Below are 25821 nucleotides of genomic sequence, written 5' to 3' on the forward strand. Positions count from 1 at the left end.
GCCGTGGACAAGATGCACTTGATGGAAACCATGAACCGCGCCATGCCCGGCGCTGACAGCGCCAACTGATCCAACCCACACAAGCCCCCGCCAAGGGGGCTTTTCATTTTCTTGGCCAGGGTATGAGGAGGTTTTGCGGCAAGTACGCGCGCCCGCGCGAGGCGTAGGGCGACAGCTTGCATGTCAAGTTTTGACAACCTTTCCCGGCGGCCAGAATAGCCAGGGGTCGCGTTTGAAGCGCGATCCTTTGCGTCACTGGCGGCTCAATCTTGAGCCACCACCCCTCCTCCTGATAGCCACCATCTATCCGCATCAACCCAAATGATTGACTTTTGCTATTTTTAATCCAAGAATAATAGCTTGAATCAATCAACAGCCTGCCGACGGCAGGACGTAGAAAGGGGGTGGGCATGAAGCTGATCGAGGCGGCCCGATCCATGGGCAAGCATGTTTTCAGCACCAGCGAGGCGGCGGCCATTCTTGGGCGCAAGCCGCAGACCCTGCGCAAGTGGGCCAGCAAGCAGACCGGCCCGCTTCGTCCCGTCCGCATCGGCGGCCGCCTGGGCTGGCCGGTGGAAGCCGTGGCGGCGCTGGCCGGCCAAGCACCGAAGGATGGAGGCTAAGCCATGGCGTCCGAAGCATATTCTGTCGCGGTAAAAATCAGCCTGCTGAACGAGATAGGGCCGGGCTTGCGGCTGCTGTCGTCCGATCTGACGCGCTCGCAGAAGGATGTGGACAAGCTGCAGCGCAAGCTCGACGCGCTGCGGGACTTCATCAAGTCCGGCGCGCTGGCGATTGGCGCGGGCGCCGGCATCACGCTGATGTTCAAACAGCCGCTGGAGGATGCCCGCAAGCTACAAACCGAGATTGCGCGCTTCTCGACGCTGGGCTTTGGCGATGGCATCAACCGCCAGGCGCAGCAGTTCGCTATGGGGATGAAGACCTTCGGCACCAGCCTGACCGACAACATGACGCTGCTGTCGGATGCCATGGCGGTGTTCAAAGACCTGCACCATGCCGAGTTCGCCGCGCCGATCATGGCCCGCATGAAGTTTGCCAACGAAACGCTGTACGGTAAGGCCGGCGGGGAAGCCAACGAACGCAAGTTCATGGATCTGCTGAAAGTGATTGAACTGCGCGGCGGCACGCTAAGCGAGAAAGCCTTTGCGGAACAAGCCGACTTTGCGCAGAAGGTCATCACCGGCAGCCGCAACCGGGTAGACGCCTCGCAGATGCTGCAGGCCCTGAAAACCGGCGGCCTGGCGCTTACCCGCCGCAGCAATGAGGCGTTCTACCTGGGCGCCGAGCCGTTGATCCAAGAGTTTGGCGGATCGCGCTATGGCACCGGCACGATGTCGCTGTATCAAAACTTGGTGCAGATGCGCGGCTCCATCACGTCGCAACAGGAGATGTACCGCCTGGGCCTGCTCAATCCCGCCATGGTCGAGTTCAACAAGCTGGGCAAGCTGAAGAAGGCCAAGGCCGGCGCATTTATCGGCTCCAACATCCTGGAAGAACGGGGCGAACTCGCCTTCTTGAAAGAAGTCTTGCTGCCGGCCTTCAAGCGGAAAGGCATCACCGGGGATGAAGCCATCATCCGCGAGCTGGGCATGATCCTGAGCAACCGCACCGGCTCTGCCTTGCTGGGACGGATCTATCAGCAGATACCGACGCTGGAACGCCAGATACAGGCCAACAAGTCCGCCATGGGGATTGGCCAGAGCGAGAAGACCGCGCGCGGCACCATGGACGGGCAGATGCTGGAGCTGCACAAGCAATGGAACACCTTGATGACGCAGCTGGGCGTTTCGGTGCTGCCTACCGCCATCGGCGTGCTGAAGGAGGTGAATAGCTTCCTGAGCATCACCAACGACCTGATGAAGAAGGACGGTGACGGCATCAAGGCGCTGACCAAAGACTTGTTCATTCTTGGGCCGGCCCTGTTCATCGGCGGCACCATCCGCATGACCAGCCGCGCAATGGATGGCCTGAACGTCGCCATGAACCTGTCCAAGCTGCAGGCGGAGCTTGCTGCCTCTGGCGTCAAGGGCATGACCGGCGCCACTGGGACCTTCACCGCCGCCGCGCGCGTCGCCAAGATGCAGACCGAAGCCGCCGCGGCCAGCATGGGCGGCCTGACGCGCGCCACCCGGCTGGCTGAGGCCGAAACCACGACCACCGCCGGGCGCGTGCGCCGACTGTCGCAAGAGGTGAACGCCCTGGGCAATGCGGCCGCCGCATCCAAGCTGAAAGCCGAGGGCGCGGCTCTTGGCGTGGGCAAGCTGTCCGGCACCGTGGGCGAACTCGACAAGGCCGGCCGCCTGGCCAAGATATCCGGCGGGCTGTCCCGCGTTGCTGGCGCGCTGGGCGAAATCGGCCTGGTGCTGATGATCCTGCCGGACATCTTCCGGGCCGCGGCAGACGCCGGCACCATCGCCGGTCGCTGGCTGGCGAACTGGGGCAATGACGACAAAGACAAGAACAAGAATGCCCACTTCAAGCCAGGCCAAAGCCTGGGCGTGATGGACAACTACCGACCCGGCCCAACGGTCGAGCGGGCCAATCGGATGTTCCCGAAGAAGAATGACTTCCTGGCCATTCCCAATGATGGCGCATATGGCCACAGCAAAGACGGGTATCAGTTCACAACGCCCGTGACCGTCCAGAGCCTGATGGCGCTTTCCCCGATTCCGCCGGCAGCGCCGCCCGTCATCAACGTCAAGGTTCAGGTCGGCGGCAAGGATGTGGCCGCCGTCGTCACCCGCGAGATGGTCCGCGAGGCCAGCAAGCCCTTGACCGGCACCAGAGGCTTCGACATCAACATGATGCCGCTGCAACCCGGCATGCCTTCAACGATTCTCCCCACGGGCTAAGGCCCAGCCATTCCGGCACCAACCCAACCAAGCAGAAAGGAAACACCATGAACCAAGCCGTTACCGTACACCAGGCCGCCGAGGCCAACACCCAGACCGTGGCGCGCGCCAAGCCGCAGTACACCGAGCTGACCGATAGCCTGGGCCGCGTGATCAAGCTGCGCCAGCTGTCGCCGGTTCAAGAGTCCCGCCTGATCCTGGCAGTAGGCCCGGAGCATGCCGCCAACGCGGTCTATCTGAACACCTTCGCGGTGCCGGCCGCGCAAGTCGCTTACATCGACGCCGAACCCTATGGCTTCCCCACCACCCTGGCGGAAATCGAGATGGTGCTGCACGACCTCGACACCGAAGGCATGCATGCCATCATCGACCACATGGTGATGAAGAACGAGGAAGCGCGCGCCGCCCTGGCCAAGATGCTGGACGCCGAGAAGGAAGCCGCAAAAAACTGAGTCGGAACCCCGAGTTTCATCAAGCGTGCTACCTGATGAAAAACGGGGTTCCTTTCCACATCCTGTTTGACGTGGACAAGCTGATGCCGCATGAGCATGTGGCCTTCTACGTCACCTTTGCCGAGATTGCCGGCAATGAATTTGACTGGCAAAGCATGACCTTCAAGAAGCCGAAAAAGGCTTGAATCAGGATGGAGGCGCGCCCTACCGCGGCCGCCTCCTCTGATTTCGAAAACCAACCCCATGGAAGCGCGCCATTCCGCTTGCACCTCTGGCAGTTCCCGCTATGATGCCATCATCGAAAGGGGCGCATTATGGAATGGATACTGTTGATAACTGCAGCCATTGCGCTGACGCTATTGCGGGCCCACTTCAAGGAGCAGGACCGGCAGCGCCAGCTTGAAGCGGCATGGGCGCAGCAGCAGGCCAGAGCCGACGCCCTCATGTGCTATTTCCGCCAGGTGGACGACGCGCGGGCCTTCCCCGACGTGCCGCTGTCGTTGAACATGCAGGCCGGCGAATTCGGCGTGATGGAAGCCGGCGCCACCCTCTACGGCTACCGCAAGCAATCCTACAACGTGGGCGGCGCGGTGCGTGTCGTCCGCGGCGTGTATGTCGGCGGCAGTCAGCGCATCAGCAGCGACGCCCTGACCCCGCTGGCCGGCGGCGCGCTCAACCTGACCAACCGGCGGGCCGTGTTTCTCTCCCCGCAGAAGACCATCAGCTTCAAGCTGTCCGATGTGATGTCCCTGGAGGCGCTGGACACCTCAACCATGGTGCTACATACCGCCAAGCGCACCGCGCCGCTGATCTTCTCCATAGATGGCTGCGACGCCGGCTTGGTGGTGCTGCTGATCAAGCTGTTCAGCGCCGGCACCTTTGACAGCCGCTTCTTGCCCGATGGCGTGCGGATCCAGCCGAAGAAGGTGCTGGAAGAAGTCGTCGTCAGCGTGAGTCAGGCCTGAGCATGCCTTAGCTGAGCCGGCCTCGATGGCAGAGCGAGCGACAGCCCGCCGGCAAGGGTGCGTCGTGGCGAAAACCAACGCGATGAAAGGAAGAAGTTGATCCCATCCACTCTAGCAAACAACCTACGGACTATTCTGCGATTTGTCATCGCATGACTGCGGGAGAAAGGCATAGTGGAAAATTCTTCTTTCCCTTCGGAACTGTCGGGGGTTGCTACTGAGTGGCGCATTGAAATGTTCCTCAACCAACATACGAGAGCCCAGAGCCTAACGGTTGACTACACGATGTCGATCATGCTGCATGGGCACTTTGAGAGAGGCACACACCAGATACCTTTTTCACTTCAGATAAGCCAGCGTAAAGACGAAGAGGCGTCCAAGTCCATTGGAGCATTGCTAAAAATCAAGCCGGAGGTCAACGGTGGACTATCCCTTTCCCCGGAACTCTTTCGCATGTTCATGATGCTGGTAGTTCACGGAGCCTTGGGATCGCTCTCGATTGATCTCGGGCCCATCCATCGCAACAAGGCCCCAATCATCGGTTTCCACTTTACCGGACAATCAGCAGGGTTCCATGAGAGGTAGCACTGCTGTTTTCCGTGTACACATGGGTGTACACACAAGAAAAAATCGAATAGCAAAATCCTTTACAGGAAAGGCTTTGAGCCGTTTACTCAATAATCAGATACAATTGAGTAAGCTTTCACGCCATGTCACGGCGTGTCAGCAAAACCACAAAAGCCCCGCCAGTCGGGGCTTTTTTAATTCATGCCGTGTCATGAAGAGTCAGCAAAACCACATAAGCCTCGCCAGTCGGGCATTTACCCCCTTGCATCTCAATAAAACACCGCCAGCCCAACTAGACATGGCGGCATCTGGAAATTGCCTTGCAAGTAATTAATAAGCTGGCATACGCAAATCATGATCAATAAAGTATTTCTTCCAAAATGCGCTCTCTTCGAGCATTTCATCGAGCTTTTTCGACAACATTTCTTTATTCTCATCCATTCCAAGATGGGATCGACATTCAATTAATTTATACATTGCCAACGCATGATCATTTCTTAACTGCAGGACGTTATTGAACGTTTCAAGAGCTCGCTCATACCGTCCATATTTCATATCAGAATTTCTCAAGAAGTTCATTTCTAGATTTATATCATAGGCGATAGATTCGATTTGAGCAGGTGTAAAATCCTTTGTTTCCACTACGCACTTCTTATATCCAGCCATCCGAATATCGCCTTTAATTTCGCCATTCTTGACTGCCTTGATATACATCTCGCTCCCCGCCAATGGTGTCGCGACATTGATTCGATACCAGTTGGCATCCAAGGTTCTTAGATACTCTCGGGTATCATCAATATCACTCAAGGTCTCGCCAGGCATGCCTATGATGATATTGCAGTCCGTATAAATACCCAGCTCGCGACAATCTTGCACTACTCGGTTAGTGATGGAAAGCTTCAGAGGCTTTTTCATAACCTCCTTCAGAACACGGGCACTGCCAGACTCGACCGCAAGCGTCAGCTGCCTCACACCAGTCTTATAAAGCTCTTCCAACATTGGTCTATCCAAGGCGTACAGGGCCAAAGCATTTGGGAAAAAGCAGACAAGATTCAGCTTCTGCGCGATTTTCAGTACGCTAGCGGCCCAATCCTTATCCCATAAAAACATATCATCTTCAATGACTAAGGTATTGGGCAAATATTTATTGCACAGATCTGTTAATTCCCGTTCAATCCTCTCGATTGTAAAGGCTCTCATTTTACGGCCATGCACCGTATGAGCGGCACAGAATGTACAATGAAACGGGCAGCCTCGGCTCCCCATATACGTAATGTAATTAGTTCTATCGCCTATCGAGGTATAGGCCTTAATAGTTGGATTGAGATGATAATCCTTCAAGTCAATACAATCATAATCCAAATCAGGAATCTCATCCAAATTAGAAATAAAATTGTGTTGATATACCCCACCCAAGACCAAGTTCTTCTTGGTAATCCACTGCATAGAGCTATCGCAATAAGATTTTTTATCCTTTGCAGCCATCAATTCGGAGATAGGCAGCTCACCTTCTCCGAAACAGAGTGCATCAAATGCATCTGCCGCATCGGAGAAAACCTCACGATACATTGTAGTAGGCAAATTGCCGCCACAAATTCGAAATGCCCTTGGGAATATTCGCTTCGACGCCTCAGCCAAAGACAGTAAATTTTCATATCCCGTTATGAACAATGATGAAAAACCAATTACATCGGGATCAAACCCGGAGTCTCTGACTGACGTCAACACCCTGTCAAACCAATCATGGAATGAGTCCGCATCAGGATCATCCCATGTTTTATGTACTTCCGTATTAAAATCGATTACTTTTACATCGGTATCGCACTTACTCTTCAACCAAGCGCTGATAGTCAACACCCCCAACGGCACGTCTGTAATCAATACACCATATTTTCTCCCATTGCGATGGGTCCAATATTTGCTATTCGCAGATGGGTTGACAAATGCGTCAAAGGTAATATTTGGGGGAATAATCAACAAACATTTAGAAGACATTTTGACCTCGCTTATTTTCTATTCCACACTAATAGTGATCGCATCACTACATTGTCCCAGCCCAAAGCAACTCTGTAAGCTTTCTATGCATCCGACCCATGTATTGCTATCGGTCGCCGTTGGCTTTGCTTAAGGCCAACCGTTTCCTTTCCGAACACTCCCCCAGCCCTCAGCGCTTGGTTCTCTGACAATGCTACTATCGCATCTGACCGGGCCGTCATGCAGCAACTTCGATGGAAATCGACAAACCGATGAATGATTTAATACCTTCGCAACAAAATTGCGGACGATTGGATCTTGTTGCTTTGCTAGCCGGCACCTTCCACAACCGCTTCCGTCTATCCAACACATGATGAGGCCATCAGCACCAAACTGGTGCTTGAAAGGATACACCTTCCAGGCAGTCCACGTTGTCAACATAGGCTTTGGGTCGAAACGCGCAAATGCTATTTGTATATTTTAAAAACAGTACTTGGCCATCCATGTATGGAATTTATTCTGCGCCAACAATGCTTCCCCATGTAGATCAGCCACCCCGTCAAAGAGATGAACGAACAGGTCGCTCTTCGCACGCCCCTGCCATGCCAGCTGGCCTTATGCCAGGAAGAATCTGGACTGTACTGATCTGGGTGTGATGGGTCATCACACGCTCTTGTCGATAGAGGGCAAGCTCAGAACACCAAAAGCATAGTAATCCAACAAGGCCTCAAAAACAGGCAGATTCGCGCCGAGCGCAAATCTTGGCTAAAACCCTATGATGCACCCGAGCGCATCGCTCGTTAACGCTCTTGAAATTCTCATCCCGACACATGGGCTGAGGCGGGCACGCCACGTAAACGCTCACCCTCAGTCGATTTGTAAGCGAAATATGCCAGATATGCTTTATTCCCTACGCGAAATCACGGAAAATGAATCTTTAAGCTGATACCTGAAAGAAACGCACCATGACTAAAGCCGAACTGATTGCCCTGCTCGCCGACAAGTCCGGCCAGACCAAAGCCGACGTACTGCGCGTATTGGCCGCTTTTGACGAAGTGCTGCTGGACACCCTGGCCAACAATGGCGAGCTCAGCATCGTGGCCGGCAAGTTCAAGGTGAAGGAAAGCGCCGCCCGCACCGGCCGCAACCCCAAGACCGGCGAAACCATCCAGATTCCGGCCAAGCGCAAGGTGGCGTTCGTCGCCAGCAAGCAATTGAAGGATCGTATCGGCTAAGCACCCGATCCCGCCTCTATCATTGAAAACGGGCCGCGCAAATTGCGCGGCCCGTTTTGCATGCCAACAAGCTTAGTTTTGTTGCCAGATCAGCCTGGCAATCGCCGCCGAATCCAGCTCGCCATCGCCCTGCTGGACCAATTGATCGATCAAATGCATTGTGCGCTCCGCCGCCGGCAGGCTAATGCCCTGCTCCCGCGCGGTATCCAGCACGATGTGCATATCCTTGGCGTGCAGCTTGGCCTTGAAGCCGGGCGCGTAGTTGTCGTCTATCATGCGCTGGCCATGCACATCCAACACGCGGCTTTGCGCGAAGCCACCCAGCAGCGCGGCTCGTACCGGAGCGGGATCGACATCGCACGCGCGCGCCAGTTTGACGATTTCGGCCACCGCCGCCACTCCCACCGCGACGGCGATCTGGTTGCATGCCTTGGCCACTTGGCCGGCGCCGCTGGCGCCGATGTGGGTAATGGTCTGCCCCATGGCCTGCAGGGCTGGCCGCGCCTTGTCCAAGGCCTCGGTCTTGCCGCCCACCATGATGGTCAGGGTGCCGTTGATGGCTCCCACCTCGCCGCCGGACACCGGACAATCCAAGAAATCGATCCCTTTTTCCGCCAAGGCCGAGGCGATGCGGCGCGCGCCATTCGGCGCGATGGTGCTCATATCCACACAAACCAGTCCCGGCTTGCCACCATGGGCCGCGCCACGCTCACCCAGCAACACCTGCTCCACATCGGCCGTATCGGACACATTGGTAACCAGCACGTCAACCTGCGCGGCCAACTCCGCAGGACTCGATGCCCATTCCGCGCCGGCATCCAGCAAAGCCTGGGCACTCTCGCGCTTGCGCGACCAGACGCGAACCGGGTAGCCCGCCTTCAGCAGATTGAGGACACAGGGTCGCCCCATGATGCCAAGACCGATATAACCAATTTGCATGCCATTCTCCCTGCGCGGAAACATAATCGGCTGAGCATAGGCGATTGCGCCGAACGGCGCTAGGGGCTTAACGGTTGCTGACCGGCGCGCGCCGATCGTTGATCCAGTCTTCGAATTCGGTTTGCGCCGAACCTGCCTGCTTTTCCAAGTAGTAGACGAATGCCAGGATTTCAGCGACGGCTCGATACAGTCCAGGGGGGATATGCTTGTCCAGATCAACCTGCATCAACAGCGAGACCAGCTCGGGCGAATCGTGGACGAAAACACCGGCATCCTGCGCGCATTCGATGATGCGTTGCGCCATCTGACCATAGCCCTTGGCCACCACCAGCGGCGAACGATGGCCATCCTGATAAGACAACGCCACCGCAGAGCGGCGCTTGTCGTCATTCTGCTGCTGATTCATTCTGACTCACCGCCAGGCCAGCCAAGGTCAGGCCCGCGGCCTCCATGCCATCGCGCAAACGCGCGGCATGCTGCCTGATCAGCTGGCTCGTATCCTCGTCATCGGCCTTGAAAGACACTTGTACCGACTGTCCAACCAAGCGCACCCTTACCCCCATGCCCCCCAGCGCCGGCAAAGCCAGCGATAGACTGGTATTCCACACCGGGATGTCCTCCTGTCCATCACCCTGGCGCTCGTTTTCCATGGGCTCCTGCTGGATTTGCATCTCCATCAGCTGGCCGGGCCAGGCCAGGCCTTGAAACTGCACGGTACGCTGTTCCAAGCCATCCAATTGCCGCTGCACCAAGTGGCCCAGCTCCTGCAATTGCGGCTTGACCACGTTGTTATTCTTTTGCCCCTCATCCAAGGCCTGCATGGTCAGCGTCAACTTGGCCTGCGGCTCCTGTTTCAACTGTTCCAGAGGATGCAGGCCATTGCTGAAGTCCTTGAGATGGGACTCATAGAACAGCCCGCTCTGTTTGACATTCAACTGCAACTGCTTGGCCAATTGCTCCGGCGGGTGCTCGCCGGCATCCAGCTGCAAGGGCAAATGCTTTGCCGTTGCGCCGGCCTCCGCCGCATTCGCACCCTCTCTAGGCGTGCTGAGCAAGGTAGTCAGGTAACGGGATGCGGTGCTGAGCTTGACGGCAACCGAGCTGTCCTGCGGCGGCGGCGTTTCCTTGCCGCCATCCTGCAATTGAAAGGTCAGCGTCGGAGACAGCGACACCACTTTCAGATTCAGGGTATCGCTGGGCAAATGGGTGCCTTGAGGCAGGCTCAGCGTGAATAGCGCGTTCTTGATCAGAACGGCCAACTGATTATTGCCCAGCTGGTCTGCCACCTTGGCCGTCAGCAATTCGCCCACCATCAAGGATGGCGCGCTATCCGGCTGGCTGAGCGCTTCCAGCAGCCGGCTGGTATCCACCGAGGTGCGTAGCTGGTTAAGCGTCTGCGCAGTGCCTTGCGAGGCGGTGGAAACGGCGTTGGGTAACGATGGGATCATGAGGTGGGGCTATTACGGTAAAGCGATACGATCAGCTCTGCCTCACTGCGGGAAATCCCACAGCGAGAAGCCACCTCGGAGGCGGTCAAACCCTGGCGTATCATTTCTATGGCTTGATTGTAAGGACTCAATCCCGCATCGCCGGTCGCCTGATGATCAAACTTGGACTGCAAGCGCGCCACATCCCGCTGCAGCGCGCTGATTTGCTGCTGCTGCTGGTCCAAATACAGCGAGGTGAGGCTGTCCCGCTTGCTTTCCAGTCGCTGCAATCGGCCGAACAGGTAAACAATGGCCACCGCCAGTACAAGCCACAGCGCAACCATCAGGTACGGAAAGAAGGCGCCGGTCATGGAGAATCCCCTTGGGTGAGCATCCACATTGACTTTAAGTGTATGGCGAAAAATAGCGCAACCCAAGTCAAAACCGGCTCATTCCTCATCCAAGACGCCGCCCCGCCAAGCGGGCCGGCATATAGCAACGCGACATCATGGTTTGTACTGACGATTGAGCTTGGAACTCTGGCTCAAAGCCCTCAACTCATGCTTGACCTGGTCTGCCCAGGACGCGATCTGCGTCTGCACCTCAAGACGCAAAGCCAACACGCGCTTCAAGGCGTCGCGCTGCTCGAGGCTGAGTTTGTCTCGCTCGCCAGCCTCCAGCCGTTGCAATAGCTGGTGAGTATAGCCTTCATGCAAGGTGAACAATTCAACAAAACGCGGCCGCTCGCGTTGATTGGCCGCTTCCAGCAACTGTTTTGTCAAAGGCTCTAACTGGTCTATTAAATTAGCCAAGCCCTTCGGGGTGGAGGCAAATTGCGCGGGCATGCCTGTCATCACGCTCCTGAACCTGTATTCGCCTCGGCCTGCGCGGCGGAATTGGCTCGGTCCACCTGTTGCCAGGCAGGCAAAATGGTTTCCATCAGGCCTTTGACTTCGGCCAGGATTTCCTTGTCGTTCTTCAGGCTGGCCTTGGCCAAGCGCATCTTCATATAAATGTAAAGGTCATTCAGATTGACCGCAGCTTCGGAGCCTTGTTCCAAGTCCAGCGCGATGCGAAGCCCCTCCAGGATATCGACAGCCTTGCTGATCATCCGAGCCTTTTCATCGAAACGATCATTATCGATGGCTATGCTGGCAGAACTCAACGCTTTGATCACGCCTTCGTAGAGCATCACGACGATGCCAATCGGACTCGCACCGTATATCGCCGCCTTCAAGGCGTCGTTGGCATATGCCTGATTGAACTGCTTGAGCATTCGTGAATTCAGCATGTGTCACCATCAATTCTAAGGCGTTAAGGCACCAAGCGCCGCCTTCTTTGATTCTATTTGGAAATCAGGTTGAACAAGCTGTTCGAGCCTGTTTGCATCTGCGCTAGGGTTTTGTTCAGGTTCGTATACTGCTGCAACAACTGACTTTGCTTGGTATCCAGCCTGGCTTGCAGCGAGCTTTGCAACTGGGCTTCCTGATCCACGCGGCTCTTGATCGAGGCCTTGCTGGTTTCGATCAAGCCGGTTGGTCCCAGCATGCTGTTGATAGCCTGATTGAAGCGCTGGGCAAAGCCAGTATTGTCGGCATTGCCAAACAGGTTGGCAACCGCTTGCTTGTCTTTCTTCAACGCGTCGTTGAAGGCGTTCTGATCGACCTTCAGCGTGCCATCCTTCTGCAGAGAAATGCCGACTTGCGACAAGAAAGCATACGAATTAACTGGATCCGCGCCCTCCACGCCTACCGACAGCACTTGCTGCAGCCGACTCTGGATATCCAGAACCGAAGCATTGCCCTTCAGGGCGCCCTTGCGCGCATCCTTTACATCACTGACAACCTGGTTATAGGCATCGACAAACGATTGCAGGTTCTTGTTGATGCCGGCGTTGTCTGAAGCAAGCGAGACTGTGAAGTTACCTTCCTTGTACAAATCGATTTCCACGCCGGCCACAGCCGATGATATGCGATTGCTGCCCGCGCTCACCGCCACACCATTGACGGTCAGGCTGGCATTTTTGGCGTCTTGGGATTCTTTCGCGGCAGCAGGGCTCTGTGTCAAACCCGCCAGCGTCGAACCGGCCGTGTTACCGGAGTCATGGTCACTACCGCCAATGGTGAACTGGTTGTCGGTGCCGGAATTAGCCGCGGTCAGCACCAGTTTGAACTGTTTGTTGTTCTCCACCAAGCTGGCGTTCACACCGATACTAGCGGCATTGATCTTGTCGTTGATGGTTTGCAGGGACACAGGATCGCCCGGCTTGTCGCGCAGTTTGATGGTCTGTGTCTTGCCATTGATCTGGAACGTCAGCTGGTCCGGCGCGTTATTGATTGCGGCCTTGCTATCAGTGATGGCCTGCCCGCCCGCCTGATCGAATACCAACTGCCTGTTGCTCGCCAGATTCTGTACTGATATCTGGAAAGTGCCGGCATTGCCGCCACTGGTCGTGGATACGGCAGCCATCGAGGCATCGCTGACCGATGCCTTGAAAACCTGCAGGAAACGACCAGACGACAGCGAGGTCATCGCCGTTTGCAGCGCGGACAAGGACGAGCTTAGCCTGCCAACGGTACTCAACTGGGTATTGTACTGGTCAGTTTTTCCCAAACTGGCATTCAGTGGCTGTCTTTCCACCATCATCAGCTGGCTGACGATGCCCTGCACATCCAAAACGCCCACGGAACTGGTAATGGCTGTCATGTTGTCCCCATGTTATAGCCGCGTCAGGACAGTTGGATCAGGCTTTGTCCTTCAGCAAGAGTCCTTTGAAGTCGCCGATCGCCTTGGCGATGCGCAGCGCCTCTTCAGACGGAATCTGACGAATCACCTTGTTGTTCTCTTTGTCGACGACTTTCACCACCGTTGCGCCGGTGTCCTTGTCGACCGAAAACTGCAAGGAGCTATTGTATAGCGTTGCCGCATTGTTCAACTGGTTCACCGATTCCTGCAGTTGCTTGGGATCGGTTAGCTGCTTTTTCTGCGCATCCGCAGAAGACTGTTGCTGCTGGCTCTGCCCAGCCGCTGCAACTGCCTGTGAGGAATCGGCCAAAACGGGCTGACTCTGATCACCCGCAGGCGCCTGAGCCAACTCAACCAACTGTTGACGCTGCACCGGCGCTGCCGACGCAGGCGCAGCAGGCGATAAAATGGACGGGATTTGCATGATCATACTCCTCATGAACGCAGCTCCGGCTGCCCAACCGGAGCTGCACTCTGACTATACCATCAGGCTACGCTTTATTGCAGCAGCGTCAAAGCTGCTTGGGGTATAGTATTCGCTTGCTTCAGAATCGAGGCGCCGGCCTGTTGCAGAATCTGATTTCTCGTCAGATTAGCTGTTTCCGAGGCAAAATCCACATCTACGATACGGCTGTTGGCAGCGGTCAGGTTTTGTACGTAGTTCTGCAGGTTAGCCACAACCGCGTCAAACCGGTTCTGCACCGCACCCCAGTTGGAGCGCACGGTGGAAATTTCCGCGATGTCGCTGTCCAACGTCGACAGGATGGCAGAGGCACCAGACTGTGTAGTGATATTGATCGTGCCAGTTGCCGTCAGCGAGGAGTTGTAGCTGCACAACACGCTTGCCGAGGTCAAGTCCACGGACGAAATCGATACCTGATTACTGCTGGCACCGGACGAACCTACTTGGAAAGTCAGCACCGCGCTACCAGACAACAGCTGCGTGCCGTTGAACTGGGTGGTTTGCACGATACGCGAAATTTCCTGGGTCAACTGGTCCACTTCCGCTTGCAGCTGCGAACGGTTGGTGTTGCTGACGGACGAGTTGGAAGACTGCACCGCGATTTCACGGATACGCTGTATGTTGTTGGCGATCTGGCCTAACGCGCCTTCGGCGGTCTGACCGACGGAAGTACCGTCGTTGGCGTTCTTGATCGCCTGGTTATTACCACGGATGGCGGAAATCAGGGTCTGCGAAATCGCCAGGCCAGCAGCGTCATCCTTGGCGGTGTTGACGCGCAGGCCGGAAGACAAGCGTTGCAGCGATTGCGACAGCGACATCTGTGAATTATTCAGGTTCAGCTGGGCTTGCAGCGACGTGACGTTGGTATTGACGGTAATGGCCATGATGACTCTCCTGGTGCTCTATGTGTGGGCAAAGTAGCTTGCTTACATCACTTATCGACCAGGTCGAACCGAACTTTACGGTGAAAATGTGAATTTTCACACTTGACTTTCCGTCAACGCCAAAACCCTATCATCTCATCTGTTTTCCTCCAGCCTACACCTATTTTCATGTCACGCCGCGGCGGCAAGCCACCGCGGAGTTCAACCCATTCAGCTTTATTGCAGCAACGTCAGCGCGGATTGCGGCATAGAGTTAGCTTGCTTCAAGATGGAGCTGCCAGCTTGCTGCAGAATCTGGTTCCTGGTCAGATTGGCGGTTTCCGAGGCGAAGTCCACATCCATGATCCGGCTCTTGGCAGCGGTCAGGTTTTGCGTGTAGTTCTGCAAGTTTGCCACCACTGCATCGAAACGGTTCTGCACAGCGCCCCAATTGGAGCGTACCGTGGATATCTGGGCGATATCCTTATCCAAAGCCGACAGGATGGCTGAAGCGCTCGCTTGCGTCGTGATATTGATCGTACCGGTATTGGTCAGAGAGGAGTTAAAGCTGTTCAAACTAGCAGATGTAGCCAGATCTACTGACGAAATCGAAACCTGGTTGCTGGGGTCACCGGATGAGCCAATTTGGAACATCAGCACCGCGCTGCCAGACAACAGCTGAGTACCGTTGAATTGAGTTGTCTGCACAATGCGCGAGATTTCCTGAGTCAGTTGATCCACTTCCGACTGCAGTTGCGAGCGGTTAGTGTTACTGACAGAGCCGTTGGCGGACTGTACTGCGATTTCGCGAATGCGCTGCAAGTTGTTGGCAATTTGGCCCAACGCGCCTTCCGCAGTCTGGCCAACGGAGATGCCGTCATTGGCATTATTGATCGCTTGGTTATTGCCGCGGATGGCGGAAGTCAGGGTCTGTGAAATTGCCAGACCAGCAGCATCATCCTTGGCGCTGTTGATGCGCAAACCGGAAGACAAACGAGCCAAGGACTGAGACAACGAGCCCTGTGAGTTGTTCAGGTTCAGTTGGGCTTGCAGCGACGTGATGTTGGTATTAACGGTAATTGCCATTTCATTCCCCTTATCAGCCCAATGGGCTCACCAAGATAATTGCCTGATGGTGAGTTGATCGGCTGGCCAGGAGGAACTTTGACGAAACCGGTAAAATTACCAAAATAAAACCAATTTCCCTTTGGAAATTGAAAAACCCTCGGGCGACATCCCGAGGGTTTTTGAAGCTTGCTGCGAATTAACCATGCAGAATCTGGAACCAGTCCTCGTAGTGATCCTCCAGCCAATAGTGCTGATTGAACCAGGCTCGCAGCGTATCGCCTTCCTTGGCCAGCGCATCCAGGTCATGAACGCGGGAACGTATCGCCTCGATCCAGGCATCCGCCCGGTTAGGCACCCGACATACCGGCGCATTATTGGTCTGGTACGGGTAGATGTCGGTACACACCACCGGCCAGCCCAGCACGCCATACTCCAGCAGGCGCAAGTTGCTCTTGGCCTCGTTAAACGGGTTTAGCTCTAGAGGCGCGACGGCGAGATCGAGGTTCAGGCTTGCAACTTTTTCCGCGTAATCTGCGAAAGTCACAGCATGGTGCATCTCGGCGACATACGGGCGGAATTGCGGCAGGCACATGCCCATGAATATCCAGTCCACCTCCTGATAGGTGGCCAGGATCACTTCATGAATCAACTCCAAGTCGCCGCGGTGCTGGCCTGCGCCCACCCAGCCGACGCGGGGCTTCTTGCCCGTGCGCCGCTCTGATTTCAAATCGCCCCAGATGGTTTTGCGCAGCCGGTTCGGCACCACCGCCACATCACCAACCATTTTCTGGATGAAGTCGGCCAAGGGTTGGGTGGACACCACGGCGGCGTCGCACAGCTTCAGCACGCGGCGCAGGCGTTGTTTGGCATCCGGGTAATGGCGGGACCAATGGTCATACAAGCTGCTCTTTTCCGGCACGCCGCCCACCAAGTCATCCAGGCCGAACACCACCCGCACTTCCGGCGTGTATTTACGATACGCATCCAAAGATTCATAGATGTAATCGCTGATGCCGGTATGCAGCAGGATGGTGTCTGGCGACTGGCGGGCCAGCTCTACCGCGGTAGGCAAGCCGGCGGATGGCTGGTGAATCTCGCCATCCAGCTTGCCTTTTTCTTGCAGCACGGATAAGGGCTGGCTCAAGCGATACTCGCCGCTGCCGCCGGGCACCGGGATGCCCAGCACCCGTTTGCGGCCAGGCAATTTGGGATCCCAGGCCACAATGCGGTCCGGGTCCAGCGCCACGCGTTTGGTGCGCAGCGACAAATGCCGACTGAAGCCAGGATCGTTTCTCATCACCGGCATCCACCGCGCCAGCATCGCCTCCATCTCGTCCCGCTCCCGCACTGCGGCGCGCAGGGCCGGACGCGGATCAGTGGTGACGCGGCCGATGCTCTTGGCGTGATGGTGGTACAAAACGACAAAGGGGTTGTAAACATTGCGCAGGCCCGCTGCCTGTACCTTCAGGCAGAAGTCGACGTCGTTGAAGCAGACTTGGAGCGTCTCCGCGTCCATGCCGCCCACCGCATCGTAAATCTGCTTTTCCACCAGCAGGCAAGCCGCCGTCACCGCGGAGTAATTCTGCATGGTCAGGCTGCGGTTCAAGTAGCCGGCAAACAGATAATCCATGTCCTCGAACACATGATCCGCCACCGAATACATGCCGCCCGGCATGCCCAGCACAATGCCGGCGTGCTGTACGCGGCCGATTTCCGGATACAGCAGACGGGCGCCCACCGCCCCCACACCCGGCTGCTGCGCCGTGGCCAGCATCCGCTCCAACCAATTGGCGAAGATCACTTCGGTATCGTTGTTCAGCAACAGCAGATACTCGCCTCGCGCCTCAGTCGCGCCAAGATTGCATTGCGCAGAGAAATTGAATGGCGCGTCATAGCTGAGCACCCGAATCCTGCCCGGATAGTGCGACTGGACTTTTTCGTAATACTCGAAGGTTTCCGGATCTTCCGAGCCATTATCGATCAGCAGCACTTCAAAATTCTGGTAAACAGTAATGCCGAATAGACTAGCCAGGCATGGCTCCAGACATTCCAGCTTGTCCTTGGTTGGAATGATGATCGACACCAGCGGCGTGGCCAGCAACTTGTAGTCGAAATGGAAGGTGCCGGGCACCAGGCCTTCGGATACCGTTACCGGCAAGCCGCAACGTTGGCTATGACTTTCCAGCGCCACGCGGCGCGAAGCGTTGCCCAGACTATCGAGCTTGGGATCCACCCAGGGCAGCGACACTAACACATCGTCGATGTGGCGAATGCCCTCCTGTCCCCAGGCTTCGAACACGCGCAGCAAAGCATCATAGCAATGCGCGCGCGGATAAGGCTGGAACCCGCCTATCTTGGCGATGGCCTCGGTATTGAATGCCACCGCATAGCCGACATAGTCCATCGAACGCAAGTACTCAGGCGAGAAGTCCGGCAGAAATGAGGGACGGAATCGCTTGCCCATCGGCGAGACGATATCGTGATCGCTGTAGATGGCGGCACGCCCCGGATGCGCATGGATCTCCTCGCCGATTCTCGCCAGCGCATGAGGCTGCAAACGGGCCCCGGCGGGCAACAGCATGATCCAATCTGACGGCACATCGGCGATGATGCCGTTGACGACTTGCGTCACCTGAGAGTCATCATCCAGATTATCCAGCTGCAGCCAGGCAAGCTGTGGATTGTTGCTGAAAATCGGGTCAGGTTGCGGCGCATCGGACACCACGATCAAACGCCACTGGCGATAAAGCACGCTCTCCATGGCGGTGAAGGTTTCCGATAGCCTGGCCAAACGGTTGGATGGCGCCAGCACGATCAAATTGAACATCGGCACCTGCTTCCAAGCCAGGCACATGCGCTCGGCCAGCTGTTCTGCGTGCACTTCCCGCAAAGCGCGGCGCTTGACCCATTTACGGTAGTCCTTCAAGCCATCCACATCATTTTCGGCCAAAGCGTAGGTGACAATCCGCCCGAGCTGCTGCAATGGCTGTGGTTTCAGGTGCGCGGGCAGCAAATCGGCATAGCGGCTCAGCAGCTCCTGCAACCGCCCTTCAAGCAAACGGTGTTCCAGCACATAGCGACGAGCCGCCGCGGCCTGGCTGGCGCGTAGTTCGGCATCGTCGATCAGCTTGCTGATCCCAGTCACCCAGCCATCTTCGGTATTCTCGACCACGGTTGCCAGGCCGCTATCCTTCAACGCCGCATAGGCTGTCACATCAGACACCACCGAAGCCGCGCCGACCACCGAATACTCCAGCCATTTCAGATCGGACTTGTAGTCGTTGAATTCGCTCTTGACCAGCGGCGCCACGCCGATGTCGATCTTGAGCTTGGCCAATTCCGGCAGGTACTCGTTGTAGGTGACAAACTCCGGCACTTTGCGCACATCTTTGATGCCGACGAAGCTGGAAGGCACGTCGCCCCAGAATACGAACCTCACCTGGCCTGCATACTCGTGATAAATCCGCTTCAGCGCGGCGGATACCATTTCAACGTCTTTGGCATGCGTGCTGGTGCCGGCAAAACCTATCGTAACGTGTCCACTGTGCGGCAAGGGCTCGACCAGACGCTCGCTGGCAAGCAGGTTAGGAAACACGAACACCTTGTCCGTATAGCGCCTGACCTTTTCCGCCAGCGCCTCAGTCGATACGGTGACCAGCGCGCATTGCGGCAACAGCCACTCAATGCCCTCAAACGAAGGCTGGCACATGCCATACATGACATGCTCTTCCGGCATGTCCAGCAACCAGTCGTCAATCTCATAAATGATAGGCTTGCCGGATGCCACCATCTCTTCAAGCAGAGGGCGGAACTCATAGGAAGGAAACAGGCGCTGCACGATGAACATATCCATCGCAGCGACAAAGTCACTGTCTTCCTTGAAGGGGTAAACGCCTTCGTAGCTGTGATCGGCCTGATTCTTGAAATGGTAGGACTCCAGCACCGGCGACATCAAACTCAGAGGATCGCCCAGCCTCAGCTTGTAGCAGGCGGCATCCTGCAGGTCTCGAGTCAGAACGCCGACGCGCGGCTTACGAGGTTTTAATGATTCCACGTTATTTTCCTGAGATTTCATGGCTGCTGCTCGCTTGGTCAGGTCATGAATGCTACAAATCGGCGCCAGCCTATCAACTGGCCGACAACGGCATGCTTTAAACGGCACATTATTAGGACGGATCAGATGGCCCAGCTGAAACCATACACATTTTTCTCGACAACTGCCTGCCAGACAAACATGAGGCATGGAATGCCTACGCCCGCCCCACTCGTCTGCAAACGACATGTCGGCAAGGCCATCCCGACCGGACATTCAAAATGCGATCGGTCCGGACTGCGCCACTATAGCAGTGTCGCGTTCCGGAATACCATGACACAGCAAACTGTAAATAAAAACGGGCCTCGATCAACATAAAGGCCCAAAACTGTTCTACATGGCGCTGAAGGGTACTTCCAGAAACCTCACGCTGCAGCATGATGGCCATGTACGGAACGGGACACGCCTGTCAAAGACATCTTTAGCGCCGGCAAACTATCCAAGCCAGGCGACCCGCCCGAATCTCTTGGCCAGCATATTTCCTCTCCTGCTGACGACCAACATTGACATGCGCAGCCCTGCCGCAATGCCGTGCGCCCCTCCGCGGACGGCTGTCACAGGCCCGACTCGACACAGCCGTGCTTGAGGAATTGAACTGCCTATTGCAAGCCAAGGCCTATCTTTATCAGACTCTTGAATCTACCTTGGCGCCTTTCCAAACTGGATTTATGCCCCTTGACGACGCTTTCAAGTCTGGGTGGCCATCGGCTCGGCTTCAAGTGCGGCCACCGGCTGCAGTATGTCGGCCAGCAGGCCATAATGCTCGGCGGACCAATCTGCCGGATTGATGCCCTCCAGCCCGAATATCCAGGCCCAGCGTCCCCAAAATGGCGTCTTGATCGCTTCCAGATACTGAAGGTAATGCTGGTCAGCCAGAGCGGTCTGGCCCATTCCCCTATAGCACTTTGCCAAGCAGTAGTGCGCAAACGCATGATCGCTTTTCAAACGCAGCACATTCTTCAATCCACGCTCAGCCCAAGCGTAGTTTCCACAGCGCAAGTCGTAATTGTGCACAAAGTTGAGATCCAGATTCATGAAATACTGGTATTCCTGAATGAACTCTGCTGTGAAATCCTCGGTATTGATCACTGCGGTGCGGTAGTCCGACCCCAGGTCATTGATCTTGATATACCCCTTAGCCTTGGATATCTCGTGAATCTCACTGCCAACGATGGGGCTCGCACAGGCGATGTTGAACCAATTGGAAGCAATTTCGCGCAAATTATGCCGCGCCTCCTCTAGGTCCTCCTTGGTTTCGCCCGGCATGCCAATCAAGATATTGGTATTGGTGTAGATACCCAGCTCGCGGCAGTCCCGCGCCACCCGCTCCGAGATTTTCATCTTCAAGGGCTTGCGCATCTGCTTCTTCAGCACTTTCTCGCTGCCGCTTTCCACCGGCAGCACCAGATGGCGGACGCCGGCATCCCAGAAAGCCTTAAGCATAGGCATATCCAGCGCGTACAAGGTCAGGCCGTTCTGGTACACCGAGTTAAGATTCAAGGACTTGACGATGTCCAGGATCTTGTACACCCGATCGGAATCGGCCATCAGATGGTCATCCTGGAAAATCACTGTCTGCGCGCCGTATTTCTCGACCAGCCGAGTGAAATCCTCGCGCACCCGCTCCAGCGAGTGATAACGCATCGAACGGCCATGCGTACGGTGCGAAGCGCAAAAGGTGCATAGAAAAGGGCAGCCGCGCGATGTCATCACATGAAAACCGCGGTTTTTGTCCAAATTGTGGTAGGAGGCCACCACTTGGTTGATTTCATGCTTGTCGATATCGCATAGGTCATAGTCGAAGAACGGAATCTCGTCCAAGTCGTCGATGAAGTCGTGCTTGGGCGCGAACAGCGCTTCTCCCATCACTTTCTGGCGGGTAATCCAGGAATCCGATGCCGCCAGATAGGCCTCGGCATCGTCGGCTTGCAACAGATGCAGCATCGGCTTCTCGCCCTCGCCGAAACACAGCGCGTCGAAGAAGGTGCAGCCCATGTCGCGGTAAATCTGCTCGTAGCTGTTGGTGGGGATGTTGCCGCCGCCCACGACCAGGCTGTCCGGCCACACTTCCTTGGCCATGCGTCCGCAATCCATGAAATTGGGAAAAGAGGGACTAAATAGCGACGAGACGCCGACAAAGTCAGGCATGAAATCTTGCGCCTGCATAAAGAAATGTCGGCACAAAGCCTCGAAGTTATCGAAGGGCACGGCGTCCAGCGCGTTGACCTCGGCGTTGAAGTCGATCAGTTTGACCTCGACGTCGACGAATTTCTTCAGATACGCCGAAATCGATAGCGGTCCTAGCGGCAAATCGGTGCGCGGGATGTTGTATGCCTTCCCGTCCGCCTTGGTCAACTGCACATTGTAATACTCGGGCTTGGTGAACGAATCCCAGGAAATGTGCATCGGCACGACCAGCAAAAGTTTCTTCATTCTACCCCTCCTCGAGTCATGAGCGGACGCAACGCAGGCAACCATCGCCACGCCGCCATGCAACTGCGAATTTAGCTTGTCGATTGCGCGGAATGGCGGGCCACGCCGCGCAGCGACACTGATTCTTTATCGGCTGATTGCCTGCAACCATGAGGGCAAATGCTGGCTTAACAAACGATTCGCCTTCACCCAGCGACTCAAGGCGTCGCCTGCTTGGGAGGCAACCTCCGCATCGCGTGCGAAATCCAGCACAGCACGGCCCCAATCAGCCAGCTCGCGGCCCACTCGCGTAATCGGCGCATCGCCTTCGCGCAATTCGCCCATCGCGGTGGCGATCACAGGAATACCCAGGATGCCGAATTGCAGCATCCGCAAAACGCGAACAACGTCATCCCCCCCCTCCTCTATCTTAGGCAGAACCGCCAGATCCAGCCCCAGGCTAGCCAATTTTCGCGGGAAACCTTCACTGTCCAGATCATAAGGATGGCATTCAGCCAGATAAGGCTTGATCACATCGGGACAATCGCCCAATACCACCCAGTCGACCTCAGCCACCGTCGCCAGCATCACGCCGCTAAGCAGCAACAAATCCTCTGCCTCGACCGTTGTCCCGACCCAGCCCAGTCGGGGCCGGCGACCGGTGCGCCGCAAGGAAACCAGGCCTTCCCACTCGGCCTCGTCCAAAGCGACAGGAATCAGCCGCACATCCAACGCCTCATCCTTGAATTTCCGTCTGAGCGTCTCGGTGGGGACAAGAACTCTATCTGCCTCACGCGCCAAAGCCTGCAGATAGGCCATGCCATAACGCGCGCTCATCTCCGACCCGTTTTCCAGCCCGTCCACCAGCAACACCGACAGCAAGTCCGGCCGGCTTTGCTTGCAGTTCCGCAGCCAATCCAGTTGCGCCGGTTCGAACCGGGCCGACATCAGCACGGTATCCGGCGCCAAGCGTTCGAACTCGCCCTCGCGCGGCAGCCGCTGGCCAACAGATGCCTGCGTAAGCTGACACTGGCTTTCTTCAGCCAGTTTGCGCAGGGGGGCGGAGATTCTGCTGGCCACGCCCGCGGATGCGCCCGGCAGCGCCAACACTCTATTGCGCTCATGAAACGCGCCATTCCAACCTGCCGGAAAGGCATCGTCGATCAGGAAGGCTTGCCGGCTGTCCAGGCTCAAATGCCGGTTGTAAGCCGTGTCGTGGCCCAGCCAGCCTTGCCAACGCAAAGGCAAGGCTGCTGCATTGCCCAGCTCTGCATCCCCGCCATGACGCAATGCAGAGGCGAAAGGCGTCCACAACGGCGGCAAGCCTGCCGCGCGCAGTTTGAGGCTGAAATCCGCCGCCGCGCTGAGCTCGTCGGGCCAGCCGGCATCCACACCGCCGATCTGTTGATAAACGGCGCGCTTCACCAGCAGGCAATCCAGCAAGACTGCTCCAGGACTATGCTCTACCTGCATACGCCGCAAATGGCCTGGCTCTTGCGCATCGCAGCCGTCAAAAAGCGTCGCCGCGCCCTCATCCGAGCCCAGCAAGACCGGGCCGCGCCAGATGGTCTTGCCGTCGGGGCGCAACAAGCGCGGCGCGACGCTGCCGACGTCGGACCTGTCCGCCAGACTCAACAGCGTCATCACCGCCTCCGGCTCTGCCAGCTCGATCCGGCTATCGAGGAAAAACAGGAAATCGCCCTTGGCGGCAGTCGCGCCCAACACATAGCGTTCGCGGCGAGTGGCTTCGGCCCCGCAGGCCACTCGCGTGGCGGGGGCGGGGATCGCGTCCCGCGCCGTGATCACCAGAATTTCCGCATCGACGCCATCCCAAGCCGCGGACAAAGCCTCGATACAAGCCGACAGATGGAAAAACTCGCCTTCGTCGGCGACGATGATGGATAGCCGCGCGCTCTGAGGCGCGGGGTAATGGATGCGGCGAACCCCATCAGCTTGGCAGGACGCCACGCGCCCAGGCACGCCCAGCCGGCCCAGGTGCTCGATCAGGACTCTTTCCTGAGCTGTCGCCCCCCCGGCCTTCACGCCTGGCGGCAGATGCAACAGGACATCGTCGATATGGCCGATTGCCCCCGCGCCGCAGCGATCGTGAATGCGTAACACTGCATCGAACCCATCCGCTCCCGCGCTGCCCGAAAACGCGCCCACTTCCAGCAAGGCGTCTCTGCGGAACCAAGCGCTAGGGCCGATATAGTCGCTGCCGCGCAGCCAATCGAGATTGAAATCCGGACGGAAAACCGGATCGATGCGCTTGCTACCCTGCGCCATCGTATCGCTGTCCGAATAGATCACCTGCCACTCTGGATGCATGGCGGAATAATCCGCCACCGACAGCAAAGCGTCGCCAGCCAGCTCCGCTCCCGGCGGCAAAATGGCCATCCAGTCGCAAGGCAAGGCGTCGAGCACGGCGGCGTAAGCCTGGCTGAGTTGCACCGGATCGCCGGCGTCGTCTATCCGCAACCAGCCCAACACTTCGGAATTCTGAAACGCCGCGCTCGGTTCGTCGAAATCGGCGACAAAGATTAGCTGCCATTGCTTGTACAGCTGCTGCGACAGCGCATTGACGGAGTTGATCGCAACCGCCAAATCCTCCTCCGTCAACGGCATCATGATGATGAAGCGTGGCTGACCGGTCCAGCTTCTGGCCATCCGCTCGGCATGCAGCTGCGCATCGGCGGGTTTGAGCGCACGCCCCTTCAGCCAGCCCTCGTAACGTAGCGCCTCCTGGGAGGGTTCAACGGGCTGGTGCTGGAACGAAGGCAGCACCAAATCGCTGGCCATGCCATTGGGCAACAGTTGGGACTGTTCGATAAAGCCCTCCAACTGCTCCAGCAGCTCAAGCTGGTACTGATGGTAAACCTGCTGATAATCGACTGTTTTGCTATGCGCGGCGGCGATACCCTCAGGCGTATCCACAAAGGTCGCGCCAGGCAAGGCCAGACCGAGCGCCACGCCAGCCCTCTCCTCTGGCTTTCTGGAATACACGGTTTCCTTGATCACCACCGGGCAGCCGCACAGCAGGGCCTCGGAAATGATGGCCGAGTTGGCGAAGGTATACAGCACCTTGCCTTGTCTGAGCAGCGCGGCCAACTCCTCATGGCTCTGCGGCCAGTCGTAAGTAATGACTATCGAATCACGGAACAGCTCGGGGTAGTCCTGCTGCGCCTGCTTATAACGACCGGGATACACCAACACCTTATCCCTTTTTCTATCATGGGCATTGTCGTCGTTGTTGAAAATGCCGGTATCGATGGACGGAATGAAAATGAAGGACGGGTCGGGGTATTTTGCGCTATCGACATAATCCTGGTGCCAGAACACCAACATGTCCGACTCGGGATAATCTTTTGGACCGCCCAACAAGCCAGGGTGGTTGAGAATGTAACGGACCACCGCCGCGGCATTGAGCGGATTGCCGTGCACCACTTCCGGATATACCACGATAGGCGAGCGCTGGGTCGCCTTGTGTCTATCGACGATGTCCTGAGTCAGATAGGGCGTTCTGAGCTTGGGATCGGTCTCAGGCGAAAACACGTAGGCTTCTTCGCCCAGTTTGTTCAGATAATGGCACAGCAAATGCATGGCCCGGACGCCATTGGATACCCGGGTGAAGCCTGGCGCGCAGATGTAATAAGGCCGGTGCTTTTCGTTGTAGAATCTTTTTTCTATCTGCATATTGGCTTGCTTTCATTTTGTCCAACCCGGCCCAGGGCAGAAACGCAAAGCG

The 25821-nt window shown here is 56.7% G+C and carries 21 protein-coding genes; 7 read left to right on the plus strand and 14 right to left on the minus strand.

Translation table 11 applies throughout. From position 1 onward, the window contains the following. Positions 1–410: 410 nt before the first annotated feature. The 6 genes from C2134_RS04470 (at position 411) to C2134_RS04490 (ending at position 4875) form a co-directional block, all read left to right on the plus strand. A complete protein-coding gene (locus C2134_RS04470; RefSeq protein ID WP_103317872.1) occupies positions 411–623 on the plus strand; it encodes a helix-turn-helix transcriptional regulator in 213 nt (70 codons plus the stop codon). Between the two features lie 3 nt (positions 624–626). Next, complete coding sequence (locus tag C2134_RS04475) at positions 627–2873, plus strand: translocation/assembly module TamB domain-containing protein (protein WP_103317874.1); 2247 nt, start codon at positions 627–629, stop codon at positions 2871–2873. 47 nt (positions 2874–2920) lie between these two features. Next, positions 2921–3325, plus strand: a complete 405-nt coding sequence (locus C2134_RS04480; RefSeq protein ID WP_103317876.1) for a hypothetical protein — start codon at positions 2921–2923, stop codon at positions 3323–3325. 35 nt (positions 3326–3360) lie between these two features. After that, positions 3361–3510: a hypothetical protein gene (locus tag C2134_RS21470; RefSeq protein WP_158248693.1), complete on the plus strand. Its 150-nt coding sequence runs from the start codon at positions 3361–3363 to the stop codon at positions 3508–3510. A 129-nt stretch (positions 3511–3639) separates the two neighbouring features. Beyond that, positions 3640–4290 (plus strand): hypothetical protein, encoded by a 651-nt coding sequence (locus tag C2134_RS04485; protein ID WP_103317878.1) that lies wholly within the window; start codon positions 3640–3642, stop codon positions 4288–4290. A gap of 174 nt (positions 4291–4464) precedes the next feature. Then, entirely contained in the window at positions 4465–4875 is a 411-nt protein-coding gene (locus tag C2134_RS04490) for a hypothetical protein (protein WP_146042096.1), read from the plus strand. A 312-nt stretch (positions 4876–5187) separates the two neighbouring features. Here C2134_RS04490 and C2134_RS04495 read toward each other — a convergent pair whose 3' ends face one another. Next, positions 5188–6852, minus strand: a complete 1665-nt coding sequence (locus C2134_RS04495; protein WP_103317881.1) for a B12-binding domain-containing radical SAM protein — start codon at positions 6850–6852, stop codon at positions 5188–5190. Between the two features lie 944 nt (positions 6853–7796). Between C2134_RS04495 and C2134_RS04500 the strand changes: the two genes are divergently transcribed. Further along, positions 7797–8066 carry an HU family DNA-binding protein gene (locus C2134_RS04500; RefSeq protein WP_103317883.1) on the plus strand — a complete coding sequence of 90 codons (270 nt, stop codon included), beginning with the start codon at positions 7797–7799 and terminating at the stop codon, positions 8064–8066. A gap of 72 nt (positions 8067–8138) precedes the next feature. Here the strand turns inward: C2134_RS04500 and C2134_RS04505 are convergent, their stop codons facing one another. The 13 genes from C2134_RS04505 to C2134_RS04565 form a co-directional block, all read right to left on the minus strand. Next, positions 8139–9005 carry an NAD(P)-dependent oxidoreductase gene (locus C2134_RS04505; protein WP_103317885.1) on the minus strand — a complete coding sequence of 289 codons (867 nt, stop codon included), beginning with the start codon at positions 9003–9005 and terminating at the stop codon, positions 8139–8141. A 67-nt stretch (positions 9006–9072) separates the two neighbouring features. Then, on the minus strand, positions 9073–9411 hold the full coding sequence (locus C2134_RS04510; RefSeq protein ID WP_103317887.1) for an EscU/YscU/HrcU family type III secretion system export apparatus switch protein: 339 nt from the start codon (positions 9409–9411) through the stop codon (positions 9073–9075). After that, on the minus strand, positions 9392–10453 hold the full coding sequence (fliK, locus tag C2134_RS04515; protein ID WP_103317888.1) for a flagellar hook-length control protein FliK: 1062 nt from the start codon (positions 10451–10453) through the stop codon (positions 9392–9394). The genes C2134_RS04510 and fliK overlap by 20 nt, the downstream gene beginning before the upstream one ends. Then, on the minus strand, positions 10450–10803 hold the full coding sequence (locus C2134_RS04520) for a DUF2802 domain-containing protein (RefSeq protein WP_071109586.1): 354 nt from the start codon (positions 10801–10803) through the stop codon (positions 10450–10452). Before C2134_RS04520 ends, fliK begins: the two co-directional genes overlap by 4 nt. Positions 10804–10938: 135 nt before the next feature. After that, positions 10939–11286 (minus strand): flagellar protein FliT, encoded by a 348-nt coding sequence (locus C2134_RS04525; RefSeq protein ID WP_103317890.1) that lies wholly within the window; start codon positions 11284–11286, stop codon positions 10939–10941. Then, entirely contained in the window at positions 11286–11708 is a 423-nt protein-coding gene (gene fliS / locus C2134_RS04530; protein WP_233196352.1) for a flagellar export chaperone FliS, read from the minus strand. Before fliS ends, C2134_RS04525 begins: the two co-directional genes overlap by 1 nt. A gap of 68 nt (positions 11709–11776) precedes the next feature. Next, positions 11777–13138: a flagellar filament capping protein FliD gene (fliD, locus tag C2134_RS04535; protein WP_103317894.1), complete on the minus strand. Its 1362-nt coding sequence runs from the start codon at positions 13136–13138 to the stop codon at positions 11777–11779. A 37-nt stretch (positions 13139–13175) separates the two neighbouring features. Next, positions 13176–13601 (minus strand): flagellar protein FlaG, encoded by a 426-nt coding sequence (locus C2134_RS04540; protein ID WP_103317940.1) that lies wholly within the window; start codon positions 13599–13601, stop codon positions 13176–13178. 74 nt (positions 13602–13675) lie between these two features. After that, positions 13676–14524 (minus strand): flagellin N-terminal helical domain-containing protein, encoded by an 849-nt coding sequence (locus tag C2134_RS04545; protein WP_103317896.1) that lies wholly within the window; start codon positions 14522–14524, stop codon positions 13676–13678. Between the two features lie 216 nt (positions 14525–14740). Further along, positions 14741–15589 carry a flagellin N-terminal helical domain-containing protein gene (locus tag C2134_RS04550; protein WP_103317898.1) on the minus strand — a complete coding sequence of 283 codons (849 nt, stop codon included), beginning with the start codon at positions 15587–15589 and terminating at the stop codon, positions 14741–14743. 178 nt (positions 15590–15767) lie between these two features. After that, complete coding sequence (locus tag C2134_RS04555) at positions 15768–19625, minus strand: glycosyltransferase (RefSeq protein ID WP_233196353.1); 3858 nt, start codon at positions 19623–19625, stop codon at positions 15768–15770. A gap of 726 nt (positions 19626–20351) precedes the next feature. Continuing rightward, positions 20352–22097: a B12-binding domain-containing radical SAM protein gene (locus tag C2134_RS04560; RefSeq protein WP_233196354.1), complete on the minus strand. Its 1746-nt coding sequence runs from the start codon at positions 22095–22097 to the stop codon at positions 20352–20354. Positions 22098–22223: 126 nt separating this feature from the next. Next, positions 22224–25769: a hypothetical protein gene (locus C2134_RS04565; protein ID WP_103317900.1), complete on the minus strand. Its 3546-nt coding sequence runs from the start codon at positions 25767–25769 to the stop codon at positions 22224–22226. Positions 25770–25821: the final 52 nt, after the last annotated feature.

Source organism: Chromobacterium sinusclupearum, from assembly GCF_002902845.1.
Lineage (GTDB): Bacteria > Pseudomonadota > Gammaproteobacteria > Burkholderiales > Chromobacteriaceae > Chromobacterium > Chromobacterium sinusclupearum.